This is a genomic window from Mesorhizobium sp. M0615 (assembly GCF_040320805.1).
Lineage (GTDB): Bacteria > Pseudomonadota > Alphaproteobacteria > Rhizobiales > Rhizobiaceae > Mesorhizobium.
The window spans coordinates 148,330-162,022 of sequence record NZ_JAMYQI010000007.1 but is presented as its reverse complement, the minus strand read 5'-3'; the positions used below and the strand labels follow the sequence as shown (position 1 = coordinate 162,022).

The following is a 13,693-nucleotide window of genomic DNA, read 5'->3' as shown; positions in this document are numbered from 1 at the left end:
ATCCTGCCCTTGTCAGGTCTCATCACAATTCGTGCGCCGTCAAGAGTGTCCACCTCGACGAAGGCTGCTGCGGATCACAATCCATTACGCCGGGAACAATGAGAAAAACCTGTCGTTGGGAAAGCGATCGCAATTCGGCGATTCAAACACGGAGACTCCAATGTTGAAGAAAATTCTAGCCGCGTCGGTGCTAACTATTGCCTTGGCCGGTTCCGCCCTGGCGCAGACAAATGGAACGGGTGCTGGCGGCACGGCTGGCGCGGGTAATGGAACTGGTACTGGAACTGTTGGCAGCGGCGGCGCCGCTGGCAATGGCACTGGCAGCGGGAATGCGGCCGTGCCAACCGATACGAATTCCACAAACTCGACTACAAAATCGAACGGCATGACCGACCGTTGCAAGGACGCCGCAGGCAATGACATCGATAACAACACTGCAAGTGGCGCAACGACCTCGACCGTGCAAAATTGCAACAAGTAGCCGATGGACCTAGCGGCTTCGGCCGCCCGAAGGCCCGCCATCAAGACAATGGCGGGCCTCCGAGTACGTGCCTCGCATGGCTGGATACGTAGGAGCACATGTGTCCAAAGAGACCCGGCGGGCCAAACTCGATCGCTTAGCAGCCTCGATTCCGAAGCACGAATTCGAATTCCTAATGAAGATTGCAAAGCTAAGCCGTCATGACCTACTTGGCCTGATCGCTAAACACGATGGCGGCAGGGACAAGGTCTATAGGGACCTTGCGGCCCACTTGGCAGCAACTGAGGCCGCCCCGGAGCCCGTACATGAGGCGGCAGCTGACGACGGCCAAACAGCTGGAGCATCTCCAGCCACGAACTCGCCCGCCGGCAAGTAGCGGCGAAGATCATTTCGGTGCCAGCCCTGACGCTCCACGGAAGCGACGACCGTGTCGTCCTTCCAAAGTCTTCGAATGGGTTGGACGAGCATTTCACCGCGCCTTACCAACGAGAACTGCTGGATACGGCAAGCGGTAGGCGCTTTAGGGCCGGCTGCCATTCAGCTTCATCGGACATGCCGGAACCTGAAGCGCCGCCGCGCATTTCGTCTCCAGGCATGACCGATCTTGCGGAAATCGCCAGGGAGAAATTCAGATGCAAACTTCAGGCGCAACTTCACAGCAAAACCTTGGCCGATTGGCCATAGAACCGTTTTCCGGCACGGTGACGGTGCGGTTTTCCGACGCCATCGTCGCAGCTACGGAGCGGGCGAAGGTCCTGCGTGAAGACGGGCACGAGCCCGTTTTCTATATCCCCTTCGAGGACATCTATTTCGATCTTTTCGAAAAGACCGACACCACCACCCGGTGCCCGCTTAAAGGCACCGCAACCTACTGGCGTGTCCACGCCGTCGGCAGTTCTTCCGACGATTTCATGTGGGCCTACGAAACGCCCGATGCGGCTGCTCTGGCTATTGCAGGTCACGGCGCTTTCGATCCGGAAAAGGCCCGTATCGATGTCGATCCTGCCGAGGACAAGCGACACACGCCACATATCGTCGAATAGGTTTCATCAGGCAGAGACAATCACGGTAACGACAGGCGCGATGAGCATTTTCTACCAGGCGGCAAAGATTGCGGAGGAGGTTCACGCGTCGCAGCGTGATAAGACCGGGCGGCCCTACATCGAGCATTGCCGCCGTATCGTCGACGCCGTCGAGACAATCGATCAGAAGACTGTTGCCTACCTTCATGACGTTCTGGAGAAAGGCGAAGGCTGGACCGCGCCAAGCTCGAAGAAGCAGGCTTCGGACCGACAATTGCCGCGGCGGTCGATGCCATGTCGCGCAGGCCGGATGAGGAGTATTTCGCCTTTGTCCGGCGGGCTGCGTCGAACCCAGTGGCGCTCCCCGTAAAACGCGCCGATCTGGAGGACAACATCTGGCAGTCGAGGCAGGTCGGAGCGTCGGCGGCCAAATATGAAGAGGGCCTTCGCATACTTGACCAAGAGTTCTCCCGACAATAGTGCGCGCCCGACGCTGGCATTGCATTTGTCGAGGCAGCCATCGCCTGCGAGAGCTTGCGGCGCAGAGCACGTTTCCGCTCTCCTGGCCGTCAGTTTTTCCGCGCCGGCGTGCGCCTTGGGGTCGTCGTCTGGATCATGGAACGTGTGATCGGGTCAAAGCTCCTTTGGAGATGGATCGCAGCGTCTCGAAAAGAAGTAACGGCCCGGCTCGGAATCAGGAACTCCTCCAGCACCGGTGCGTTGACCAGCAAGCCGGGACGAGTTCCCGGCCTCCGCGGGTGGCGGGCAAGCCGCCGCCGAACCCGAACTTCTGCACAATGAAAGGTAAGGCCATGGGCTTCTTTTCGAAGGACATCAAGACACTCGACGATCTCTTCGTGCACACGCTGCGCGACATCTATTACGCCGAAAAGCAGATCGAGAAAGCGCTGCCGAAGATGATCGGCAAGGCAACCGATCCGCAATTGAAGGCCGGATTCGAAAAACACCTCGAGCAGACCAAAGGCCATATCGAGCGCGTCGAACAGGTGTTCGAATTGCATGGCGTCAAGGCCAAGGAGGTCAACTGCCCGGCGATAGACGGCATTCTGGAGGAAGCCGACGATGTGAGCGGCGACGTCGACGACAAGGAGGTTCTAGACGCGGCGCTGATAGCGTCGGCGCAGGCGGTCGAACACTATGAGATGACCAGATATGGCACGCTCATCGCCTGGGCCAAGCAGCTTGGCCGCAGTGACTGCGCCAACGTATTGGCCAAGAACCTGAAAGAAGAGCAGGCGACCGATCGCAAGCTCACCGAAATGGCGGAAAGCAAGATCAACATGCAGGCTGCCGAGTAGACCGTCCCAGGTCATGATGAGATTGGTTGAAATCTCATCATGACCTAACCCTGTTGGAGCATGATTTTTTCCAAAGCCGGCACCAGTGCTGCGTTGAGTCGATCTCCATCGTTGTCCACGGAACTTTCATGACGGGCGAATCTGCCATCTCTCGCGATCTGCCGACGAGTGTAAAATCGTCTTTCGGCGTGGCGTTGAGCACGGCGCCGATGGAAGCAAAGGCTGCCGACACGTTGCCGGCCGATGCTGGCCGATGGCAATACGAACCCAAATGGGACGGGTTCCGCTGCCTGGCCTTTAAATCCGGCGCGGCCGTGGAGTTGCGTGCAAAATCCGGCAAGCCGTTAGGGCGGTATTTCCCGGAAGTCGTCGCGATGTTGCATGAACTGAAAACAAAAGAGTTCGTGGTCGATGGTGAGATCGTCATCGAAATTGCAGGCTCTCTTTCTTTCGACGCCTTGCAGATGCGGCTGCATCCGGCGGAAAGCAGGATCCGGAAACTGTCGGTCGCGACGCCGGCAAAGCTGATCCTCTTTGACATGTTGGCGACCTCCGAGGGCGCCTTGATGCAGCAGCCGCTCTCGGTTCGGCGCGCTGCACTCGAACTGTTCGTAAAGTCGGCCGCGCGAAAGGATCTCGAACTGTCTCGGGCGACGCGTGATTTGGCGGCGGCAGGCAGATGGCTTGGCCAATCCGGACAAGGTTCGACCGACGGGGTCGTTGCCAAGCTTCTCGATGACGAATATCGACCCGGCGAGCGCGCCATGGTCAAAGTCAAGCGCCTGCGCACGGCCGATTGTGTCGTCGGAGGGTTCCGCTACCTGGCGAATTCGCGTGAAGTCGGCTCCCTGTTGCTTGGCCTGTACAATGACCAGGGGCAACTCGACCATGTCGGGTTCACTTCGACCATCGCCCGGGAGGACAGGGCCAAGCTTACGCGACAACTTGAAGCTTTGCGATCGGCTCCTGGCTTCACGGGAAAAGCGCCGGGCGGTCCCAGTCGGTGGAGCACGGAAAGAAGCGGACAATGGGAGCCATTGCGGCCCGAACTGGTGGCGGAGGTGCGGTTCGATCATGTCACCGGCGATCGTTTCCGTCATGGCACCAAATTTCTGCGATGGCGTCCTGACAAAAGCCCGAAGCAATGCACGTTCGAACAGATACTTGGAAAATGAGGCTTGGCGAGGCGTCGACAGGTCCACACCATCGAGACCAAATCCGTCAAGCATTCGGCGCAGCCAAATCCAGTCGCATTTCACTGGCGATCTTGAACCCGGCGGCGAGATAAACGCCTTTGCAGGAGGATGCCGGACCAAACTCGTTGTTCAGTCTGTCACCACGCCTCGCTTTGGCGGATCACGGTTCTCGTCCGGATTAGGAACTGGCACTTCGTCGGGAAGAAGATCCGGCTCAGGCTCGCGTATGTCCGGCGTCCACGTCGGCGCATCCACTGGCGGCTCTTCGGTTGGCTCTGGTTTGGGGGGCACATCTATTCTCCGGGTTTCGCTTGGGCGTGGGGTTCGGCCCGCCACAGGTCGCGCGTCGCCGCGTCTGGAGGCGAAAGGGTCTTTTCACACCCCATGTATTTTTACCGATGGCCAGCGGTCCTGGGGCTTGTCGGCGCCCGATCAGAGTCCTGCGTTCCGGCTCCTTTGAACGCAATGTTGGCATCCGCTGCCTCTGGCTCTTTGAGGACTGCCCTGTCGACGTTCTTGATCTCGGCCATAAGGCATCGTCCTTGGTGGCCAACGGGCAACCGCGAGAATTGTTCCGAGCTATTAAGGGCGGCTGGAGCTGCTGTGCGGACCTTCTGGCTGGGCAGTTATCAACTATGCTGTCTTGCGTTTCGGTGAGGCTCTCTTTGTGGATCTCGCCAGCCCTTCCTGTTTGAGGCTCTTCTTCAGCACCTCAGCGAGGTTGATGACATTCTCCTGTGGCCTTGGTGCGGGCTTCGGCAGCTTCTTGCCTTTGCGCTTTGCATCGATCATGGCGATCAGCGCGTCTTCATAGGTGTCTTCAAATTTCGAGGGATCGAAGGTCGTCACTTTTTTGTCAATAAGCATGCCGGCGATTTCGAGCAGATCGGGGTCGTATTTCTGCTTGGCCAATCCATCGAACACAGTGCTTTCCGAAACCATTTCGTTGTGGTTGCGAAGCTCGGTCATCACCATGCCCTTGCCATAGGGCTGAATCAGCACTTCGCGGCCGCGCTGGTAGAGCACCACGCAGGATCGAGCGGCCACGCCCTTGTTCTTCATGGCATCGCGGATCACTCCGTATGCTTCGATTGCGGCGCCGTCGGCCGGGATCAGATAGTAGGGCTTCTCGAGATAGCGCGTATCGATATCGTCAATCGATACGAATTCGCCGACTTCGAGCGTGTGCTTCGACGTCAGCTTCAACGCCTTTATGTCGTCAGGTTCGATCTGGAGAAATTCGTCTTTTTCGATCTCGAAACCCTTCACCTGATCCGCTGCATCCACCAGCTTTCCGGTCTCCTCGTCGGCGTAGACGCTCCTGACCGGCAGACCGTCCTTGCGGTTCAAAATCTTGAAATGGATCTTGGATGCTTCGCTGGTTGCGCCGACAATCTTCACGCCGCAAGTAACCGAACCAACCTTCAAGAAGCCCTTCCAGGCAGCACGTGGCGCGGCCATTTTGCGCTTATCCCGTTTCCAGCTAGGGCAACGCCTTTCCGTTCGAATTGTTCCTGCGGCGGGGGCTCGGTGCACGTCAATGTCCGGCGGGGAAGTCCTGTCGGTCGCGACAGCCGGGCCGACGCCCTGCATCCGCAGGAACCGAAACCGCACCATGAACATTGTCAGACACAGGCAGGAGAGTGTCATGCAAGTCGTTCGGACCGAAGTGGTGAATGCCAGGGCGCCAGACGGGCAGTCGGTTCGCCGGGTGATATTTTGCGGCGAGGGCGGCGACTGCGTTACGGTGGACATGGCAAACGTCGGGATACAAGCTGAAGATGACGTGCTTGCCCGCGCAAAGGCAATCCTGGTCCAGACAGCGACCTTTGATCTCGCAGCCAATGAATATGACGCGAGCAGCAACGGCAATTTCGACCAGGTCGAGATAACCTCTGCAAGCGACGGCGCCGGCGACGTATATGTCTTTGAGTATCGCGATGGCGAAACCAGCCGACGCATACCGCCGTCGAGGATGGCGAGCCTTGAGGCGGCCCGGTCCGAAGCTATCCGCTGCGCAATCGATCTTCTCGCCGACCTGCAGCCTGGCACGGACGCTCTGTCCGGCTGGCTTGTGAGGGTATCCAACGAAAACGGTGAATTGCTTTACACTGTTGATGTGGCTGAGGCCGATGCAGCGCGGCAGGCAGGCCAGTAACCCAAACCCGACGGAATCCACCAGTGGCCGCCCAAGGATTGATTCACGGACCAATAGGCGACGATGGCCTGCATCTGTGCGTCGACATGCAGCGCCTGTTTGCGCCGGGTGGACCTTGGCCCGTGCCGTGGGCTGAAAAGGTGGTCCCGGCGATCGAAGAACTGGTCGCCAGACATGCCAGCCGTACCCTGTTCACGCGCTTCATTCCTGCCGCCCGCCCGGGCGAGGCGCCGGGAATGTGGGCAAACTACTATCGTCGGTGGGCGGAGGTAACCCTTTCCAACATCGATCCGCGCCTGATCGAGCTGATGCCTCAACTTGCACGATTTGTACCGCCGGCGACGGTGGTCGACAAACATGTCTATTCGCCCTGGACCGAGGGGCGGCTCGACGCGCTGCTGAGTGGCTCCGGCGTGCGTGCGCTCGTGATCACCGGTGGCGAAACCGACGTTTGCGTTCTCGCGACCGTGCTTGGCGCCATCGATCGTGGCTTTCGCGTCATTCTCGTCACCGATGCCATCTGCAGCTCTGCCGACCAGACCCATGACGCACTGATGGAAGTATACCATTCCCGCTTCAGTGAGCAGATTGAGGCGGCCAGCATGGCGGAGGTTTTGGAGTGTTGGCCACAACTCACTCGCTGATCTGGGGGGCTTCAAGTGAAAGGGCCGACAATCGTCATTCTGGTCGGGCGGACTGTTTCAGTTGGCGGACGGCACTACAGTGAACCGGAAAACGTATATGAACGGCACGATTGCCTGATCTGGTCGCTCGCGTGAATCAGTGTCTGGAAGCGTACAAAGCCTTGCAGAGCTATCGACAGCGCGGCCAACCGTCATAGAATGAACAGGATACAGCGCCGAAGACTCGATGCCGGCATCTAGCAATCTTTGCGAGACATCCGGCGCCTCTGCCGTCGGCCTTCCGCAGGGAGGATGATGTGCTGAAAACCGAAGCCATTGACCTTGAAACCTATAGCGCAGTCTACGCGGTGATCTCTGGCTATCGCGCTGACGACATTATCTCGACGGCGTTTGCGGTCGATGAAATCCGCGCAAGGTTTCCTGAGTGTCGCTGCGACGACGAGGAATTGGTCGGGCTTATGGTCCATGCCATGTCCGGCAAGAAAATTGCCGTGAGCTTCGACCACCGGGTGGAACCGGTCAGGCGGCGTGCTGCGCTGCCGATCGCTTCGGAGAGCAAAGGACTGCGATAATTGGACCACCATAGGTCCGTTGCGATTTTGGAAGACGAGGCGTTTATCGCGCTCGAACTTGAAGACATGTTGCGCGACGCGGGGTTCGACATCGCTGGGGTCTTTTCGTCCTGCGTCGACGCGCTGGAATGGTTCAGGGGCAGTTCTCCCGACATTGTTGTCATGGATATCGGCCTGGCGGACGGGGATTGCGTACGAATAGCTACGTTGCTTGACGCCGAAACATCCCCTTTGTCGTCCATTCGGCAAGCTACGCCAATTCGGGTTTTCACGATCCGATTTTCCTTCAAGGGACATGGGTCGCAAAGCCTGCCTCGCCTTCCGAGTTGCGCAACGCAATTCATGCCTCTCTGGCAATGGCAAACGGCGATGACGTGTCGTGGTCGGCTAAAGCCCGATAAATCCACAACCGCATCATGAATCCGGCGTTCAAACCAAGGCGCAATCGTCGGCCTGGAATTCACGGCACGATGGAACAAAATGGAAAATGCCGCGTTTGGGGTCTTGCGGCGCGATCCACATTGGCCGCGGGGGCAATTTTATCCGTATAAATCCATAGGGCTGGGAGTGGCGCTGTGACCGTGCAGGCATCCAAGAAGCAATTGGACCGTCGAAGCATTCTGAATTCTCTGAAAGCCTTCCGGCGCGGCGATTTCTCCGTCCGCATCGACAATGTTTATGAAGGCCTCGATTCCGAGATAGCTGAGACTTTCAATGAGATCGCTGACCTCAACGACCAAGTGACGCGCGAGTTCGAGCGCTTGAGCCGGGTCGTCGGCAAGGAAGGGCGGATAGGCGAGCGCGGCCGGGTTCGCAATGCCACCGGCAGTTGGGAATCCAGTGTCCGTTCAGTCAATGATCTCATAGAAGACATGGTTCAGCCAACGGCTGAGGTTGCGCGCGTTATCGGCGCCGTCGCCAAGGGCGACCTGTCGCAGACCATGATGGTCGAAATTGACGGCCGACCGCTGCGTGGCGAATTCCTGCGCATCGGCAAGATCGTCAACACCATGGTCGGCCAGTTGGCCTCCTTCGCCTCTGAGGTGACGCGCGTGGCGCGCGAGGTCGGTACGGAAGGCAAGCTCGGCGGCCAGGCCCGGGTCAAGGGTGTCGCCGGCACGTGGAAAGATCTGACCGACAACGTCAACGCGATGGCCACGAACCTGACCGGGCAAGTGCGCAACATCGCGGAGGTTACGACCGCAGTCGCGTCGGGCGACCTGTCGAAGAAGATCACAGTCGATGTCAAGGGCGAAATCCTCGAACTGAAGAACACCATCAACACGATGGTGGACCAGCTTAATTCCTTCGCTTCGGAAGTGACGCGCGTGGCGCGCGAGGTCGGCACTGAAGGCAAGCTTGGCGGCCAGGCGCGCGTTGAGGGTGTTGGTGGCACGTGGAAGGATCTGACCGACAATGTGAATTCCATGGCCGAGAACCTGACTGGCCAGGTGCGCAACATCGCCGAAGTGACGACCGCGGTGGCTTTGGGCGACCTGTCGAAGAAGATTACGGTCGACGTGAAGGGCGAGATTCTCGAGCTGAAATCCACGATAAACACGATGGTGGACCAGCTGAATTCATTCGCGGGCGAGGTCACGCGCGTGGCACGCGAGGTTGGCACCGAAGGCAAGCTTGGCGGCCAGGCGCAGGTGCGCGGCGTCGCCGGCACCTGGAAGGACCTCACCGACAACGTCAACTCGATGGCCGAGAACCTGACCGGTCAGGTGCGCAATATCGCCGAGGTGACGACGGCGGTCGCGTCGGGCGATCTGTCGAAGAAGATCACGGTCGCCGTGCAAGGCGAAATCCTGGAACTCAAGGACACCATCAACACGATGGTCGACCAGCTGAACTCCTTTGCCTCGGAAGTGACGCGCGTGGCGCGCGAGGTCGGCACCGAAGGCAAGCTGGGCGGCCAGGCCGAGGTGAGGGGCGTCGGTGGCACATGGAAGGATTTGACGGACAACGTCAATCTCATGGCCGCCAACCTGACTGGCCAGGTTCGAAACATCGCAGAAGTCACCACCGCCGTGGCGCGCGGCGACCTGTCGAAGAAGATCACCGTCGACGTCAAAGGCGAGATCCTGGAGCTCAAGGACACCGTCAACACGATGGTCGACCAACTGAACTCCTTCGCCTCTGAGGTCACGCGTGTGGCCCGCGAAGTGGGATCGGAAGGCAAGCTTGGTGGCCAGGCGCATGTCGAAGGCGTCGGTGGCACCTGGAAGGATCTGACCGACAACGTCAACGCCATGGCCGGCAATTTGACGGTGCAGTTGCGTGACGTGTCGAAGGTGGCAACGGCCATCGCGACCGGCGACTTGACCCAGAAGATCACCGTCGACGCGCTGGGCGAGATCTTGCAGATCAAGGACGTCATCAACACGATGGTCGACCAGCTCAATTCCTTCGCTTCGGAAGTGACACGTGTGGCGCGCGAGGTCGGCTCCGATGGCAAGCTCGGCGGCCAGGCCCAGGTGCGCGGCATCGGCGGCACGTGGAAGGACCTGACCGAAAACGTCAACGCCATGGCGGCCAACCTGACCGGCCAGGTGCGCAACATCGCCGAGGTGACCACCGCCGTGGCGCTCGGGGACCTTTCGAAGAAGATCACCGTCGATGTCCGCGGCGAGATCCTGGAGCTGAAGGACACCATCAACACAATGGTGGACCAGCTCAATTCCTTCGCTTCGGAAGTCACGCGCGTGGCACGCGAGGTCGGCACGGAAGGCAAGTTGGGAGGCCAGGCGCAGGTGCGCGGCGTTGCCGGCACGTGGAAGGATCTCACAGACAATGTGAACTCGATGGCCGAGAATCTGACCGGCCAGGTGCGCAACATCGCCGAAGTCACGACCGCCGTGGCGCGCGGCGACCTGTCGAAGAAGATCACCGTTGATGTGAAGGGCGAAATCCTGGAGCTCAAGTCGACCATCAACACCATGGTGGACCAGTTGAACTCCTTCGCCGGCGAGGTCACCCGAGTCGCGCGTGAGGTTGGCACCGAGGGCAAGCTTGGTGGCCAGGCGCGCGTCGAAGGTGTTGCCGGTACCTGGAAGGACCTGACCGACAACGTCAACCTGATGGCGACGAACTTGACCAATCAGGTGCGCGGCATCGCCGATGTCGTGACGGCGGTCGCGCAAGGCAATCTCAGGCGCAAACTGACGGTCGACGCGAAGGGAGAGATCGCCCTGCTGGCCGACACCATCAACGGCATGATCGAGACGCTTGCCACCTTTGCCGACCAGGTGACCAACGTCGCCCGTGAGGTGGGCATCGAGGGTAAGCTCGGTGGTCAGGCGCGTGTGCCAGGTGCCGCCGGCCTCTGGCGCGACCTCACCGACAATGTCAATCAACTCGCTGCCAATCTGACCACCCAGGTGCGTGCCATCGCCGAGGTTTCGACGGCGGTGACGAAGGGCGATCTTACCCGTTCGATCAGCGTCGAAGCCTCCGGCGAGGTCGCCGCGCTAAAAGACAACATCAACGAGATGATCCGCAATCTGAAGGATCAGACGCTGAAGAATGCCGAGCAGGACTGGTTGAAGACCAATCTCGCCCGGTTTTCGCGCATGCTGCAAGGCGAGCGCGACCTTGCCACCGTCTCGCGGCTCATCATGTCCGAACTCGCTCCTCTGGTGAACGCCCAGTATGGGGTGTTCTACGTCACCAATCGCGACGAGGAGGAATCCTATCTTGAGCTGGCGGCTTCCTATGGCGCCGAGAGCAAAGCTGCCATCAAGCAGCGGCTTGATCTGCGAGAGGGCCTGGTTGGGCAAAGTGCCGCCGACAAGCGCGCCATCATGCTGGACAATGTGCCGCCAGAATTCCTTCGGGTCACATCTGGTCTTGGCAGCGCCTCGCCAGCCAATGTCATCATCCTGCCTGCTCTGTTCGAGGATGAAGTCAAAGCCGTCATCGAGCTCGCCTCGTTCGGCGAGTTTCGTGACACACACCAGTCGTTCCTCAACCAGCTCATGGAATCCGTCGGCATCGTTCTCAACACCATCGCTGCGACGATGCGCACGGAGGGCCTGCTCAAGCAGTCGCAACTGCTGACGTCGGAATTGCAAGCGCGTCAAACCGAGCTGACAAAAAAGCAGGAAGAGCTGCATGCGACGAACGAGGAGCTGCAGGAAAAGGCGCAGCTGCTCGAGAACGAAAAGAAGCAGGTCGAAAACAAGAATCTCGAAATCGAGATGGCGCGACGCGCGCTGGAGGAGAAAGCCGAGCAACTTGCGCTCACGTCGAAATACAAATCCGAATTCCTGGCCAATATGAGCCACGAACTGCGCACGCCGCTCAATTCGCTGCTCATTTTGTCAAACCTGCTGGCGACCAACCAGCACGGCAACCTCAACGAAAAACAGGTAGAGTTCGCCCGCACCATCAATTCGGCAGGAACCGATCTTCTCAGCCTCATCAACGATATCCTCGATCTGTCGAAGATCGAGTCGGGCACTGTTTCCATCGACATCAACGATATGCCGGTGACGCATCTTCGCCAGCATATGGAACGAACTTTTCGTCAGCTGGCAGCCGACAAGGGACTTGGCTTCACCATCAAGGTCGATCCGGCGCTTCCCGACACGGTCCGCACAGATGAGAAACGCTTGCAGCAGATTGTCCTCAACCTGCTTTCCAACGCATTCAAATTCACCTCGGAAGGCGAGGTCAGCCTGAACTTCCGGGTTGAAAAGGCCGGCCGCCGCAATGGCGCGACGCAGCCGGTGAAGGCTCTCGCGATCGCCGTCACCGACACCGGCATTGGCATTCCAGAAGACAAACAGAAGCTGATTTTCGAGGCCTTCCAGCAGGCCGACGGCACCACCAGCCGCAAGTATGGCGGCACCGGCCTTGGGCTCTCGATCAGCCGCGAGATCGCTCGCTTGCTTGGCGGCGAATTGCGGGTCGAAAGCACGCCGGGCAAGGGGTCGACATTTACCCTCATCATCCCGTTCGACGGCCCCCGCGTGACGACAGTACAGTCGACCTTGGCTCCGGCGGCGGAGGCGGTTGCTGCGACAGCTCTGCTCAGCAGTCCGCCCTCGGCAGAGCTGATCGACGACCGCGATTCAATCCTACCCACCGATCGGATCGTGTTGATCGTCGAAGACGATCCGACCTTTGGCGGGTTGCTGCTTGGCCTCGCCCGGTCGGCCGGGCTGAAAGGCGTTCTGTCGACTGCAGGTTCCGGCACGCTGGCATTGGCCCGCAAGCTCGTTCCCGACGCAATCACACTTGATCTCGGACTTTCGGATATCGATGGCTGGGTGCTTTTCGATCTGCTGCGGCATGACCAGAAGACGAGGGGAATTCCCATCCATGTCATCTCGGGTGCCGAAGACATCGACAGTCTCGCACGCAAGGGGGCGTCCAGCATTTCCACCAAGCCCGTTTCCTCGGACGAGCTGATGAAGGTGTTTCAGGATATCCACTCGAAGAAGCTCCGCGTTCAGCGCCGCGTTTTGGTCGTGGACCCTGACCCGGAGCGGCGTCTGGCGCTGGTCGAGGCAATCCGCGACGGCGTAACGTCGGTCACCGCGATCGGTCGTGTTGCGGCCAATGCAGAAGACGTTGGCCTCGCCTCCTATGATGCCGTCGTGCTCGGCTTTGGACGCTCCGCCAAGGACAACGCAAAGGCGCTAGACGAGATCACCGGCCAATTCGGCGAAGCCTTGCCGCAGCTCCTGTTCTTTACGCCTCACCCGGACGCGCTTGAACAGGTACTGGCATTGAACCCGGCCTTGGCGGAAGCACCGCGGGCGGAGAACTTCGCTCAATTGGCGCTGCATATTTCGGCAACGCTGCCGGGAGAAGGTCGCCAAGAGGCCTGGGCAGGAACTGAACACAACGACAAGTCCGATCTCGCCGGGGCGAAAGTTCTCATCGTCGACGACGACATTCGCAACATCTATTCGCTCACCAGTGTTCTGGAGACCTATGACATACAGGTTCTGCATGCCGAGCGGGGCCGTGATGGCATCGCGCTTCTTGAACAGGCGCCCGATGTCGACGTGGCATTGATCGATATCATGATGCCGGAGATGGACGGCTACGAGACGATGCGGCGCATTCGCGGCACACCGGCGATTGCTCATATCCCGCTGATTTCCGTCACCGCAAAGGCGATGAAGGGGGATCGGCAAAAATGTCTGGATGCCGGGGCTTCCGACTACATCGCCAAACCCGTCGACCTGGATCTCCTGCTGGCGCTGCTTCGTGTCTGGATCGGGCGTGCCCGATCCCGTGTCGAGAGCCCGGAAAAAATTCTCCTGGCAGCGAACTGACGGCCCTT

10 protein-coding genes and 1 pseudogene are annotated in these 13,693 nt (G+C 59.4%); 10 read left to right on the top strand and 1 reads right to left on the bottom strand.

Going from position 1 to position 13,693, the window contains the following annotated elements:
- The first annotated feature begins 160 nt into the window (after positions 1-160).
- The 5 genes and pseudogenes from NKI46_RS14100 (at position 161) to NKI46_RS14080 (ending at position 3,997) form a co-directional block, all read left to right on the top strand.
- Entirely contained in the window at positions 161-481 is a 321-nt protein-coding gene (locus tag NKI46_RS14100; protein ID WP_352746656.1) for a hypothetical protein, read from the top strand.
- Positions 482-1,113: 632 nt separating this feature from the next.
- Positions 1,114-1,524 carry a DUF427 domain-containing protein gene (locus NKI46_RS14095; RefSeq protein WP_023821860.1) on the top strand — a complete coding sequence of 137 codons (411 nt, stop codon included), beginning with the start codon at positions 1,114-1,116 and terminating at the stop codon, positions 1,522-1,524.
- A gap of 40 nt (positions 1,525-1,564) precedes the next feature.
- Positions 1,565-1,983: pseudogene (locus tag NKI46_RS14090) on the top strand (HD domain-containing protein).
- 332 nt (positions 1,984-2,315) lie between these two features.
- Entirely contained in the window at positions 2,316-2,822 is a 507-nt protein-coding gene (locus NKI46_RS14085; protein ID WP_023668075.1) for a YciE/YciF ferroxidase family protein, read from the top strand.
- A gap of 128 nt (positions 2,823-2,950) precedes the next feature.
- Entirely contained in the window at positions 2,951-3,997 is a 1,047-nt protein-coding gene (locus NKI46_RS14080; protein ID WP_023815880.1) for an ATP-dependent DNA ligase, read from the top strand.
- A 654-nt stretch (positions 3,998-4,651) separates the two neighbouring features.
- Here the strand turns inward: NKI46_RS14080 and ku are convergent.
- On the bottom strand, positions 4,652-5,641 hold the full coding sequence (ku, locus tag NKI46_RS14075; protein ID WP_502896815.1) for a non-homologous end joining protein Ku: 990 nt from the start codon (positions 5,639-5,641) through the stop codon (positions 4,652-4,654).
- Here ku and NKI46_RS14070 point away from each other — a divergent pair.
- The 5 genes from NKI46_RS14070 (at position 5,634) to NKI46_RS14050 (ending at position 13,685) form a co-directional block, all read left to right on the top strand.
- Positions 5,634-6,176: a DUF6894 family protein gene (locus tag NKI46_RS14070; protein ID WP_023700055.1), complete on the top strand. Its 543-nt coding sequence runs from the start codon at positions 5,634-5,636 to the stop codon at positions 6,174-6,176. The two genes, ku and NKI46_RS14070, sit on opposite strands and share 8 nt — an antisense overlap.
- A 23-nt stretch (positions 6,177-6,199) precedes the next feature.
- The gene (locus NKI46_RS14065; protein ID WP_023687850.1) at positions 6,200-6,820 is read left to right on the top strand and encodes a cysteine hydrolase family protein; all 621 of its coding nucleotides are present in this window, start codon (positions 6,200-6,202) and stop codon (positions 6,818-6,820) included.
- A 296-nt stretch (positions 6,821-7,116) separates the two neighbouring features.
- Positions 7,117-7,392, top strand: a complete 276-nt coding sequence (locus tag NKI46_RS14060; RefSeq protein ID WP_023741805.1) for a hypothetical protein — start codon at positions 7,117-7,119, stop codon at positions 7,390-7,392.
- The gene (locus NKI46_RS14055) at positions 7,393-7,812 is read left to right on the top strand and encodes a response regulator (RefSeq protein ID WP_352746652.1); all 420 of its coding nucleotides are present in this window, start codon (positions 7,393-7,395) and stop codon (positions 7,810-7,812) included.
- A gap of 161 nt (positions 7,813-7,973) precedes the next feature.
- On the top strand, positions 7,974-13,685 hold the full coding sequence (locus tag NKI46_RS14050) for a HAMP domain-containing protein (protein ID WP_031259075.1): 5,712 nt from the start codon (positions 7,974-7,976) through the stop codon (positions 13,683-13,685).
- Positions 13,686-13,693: the final 8 nt, after the last annotated feature.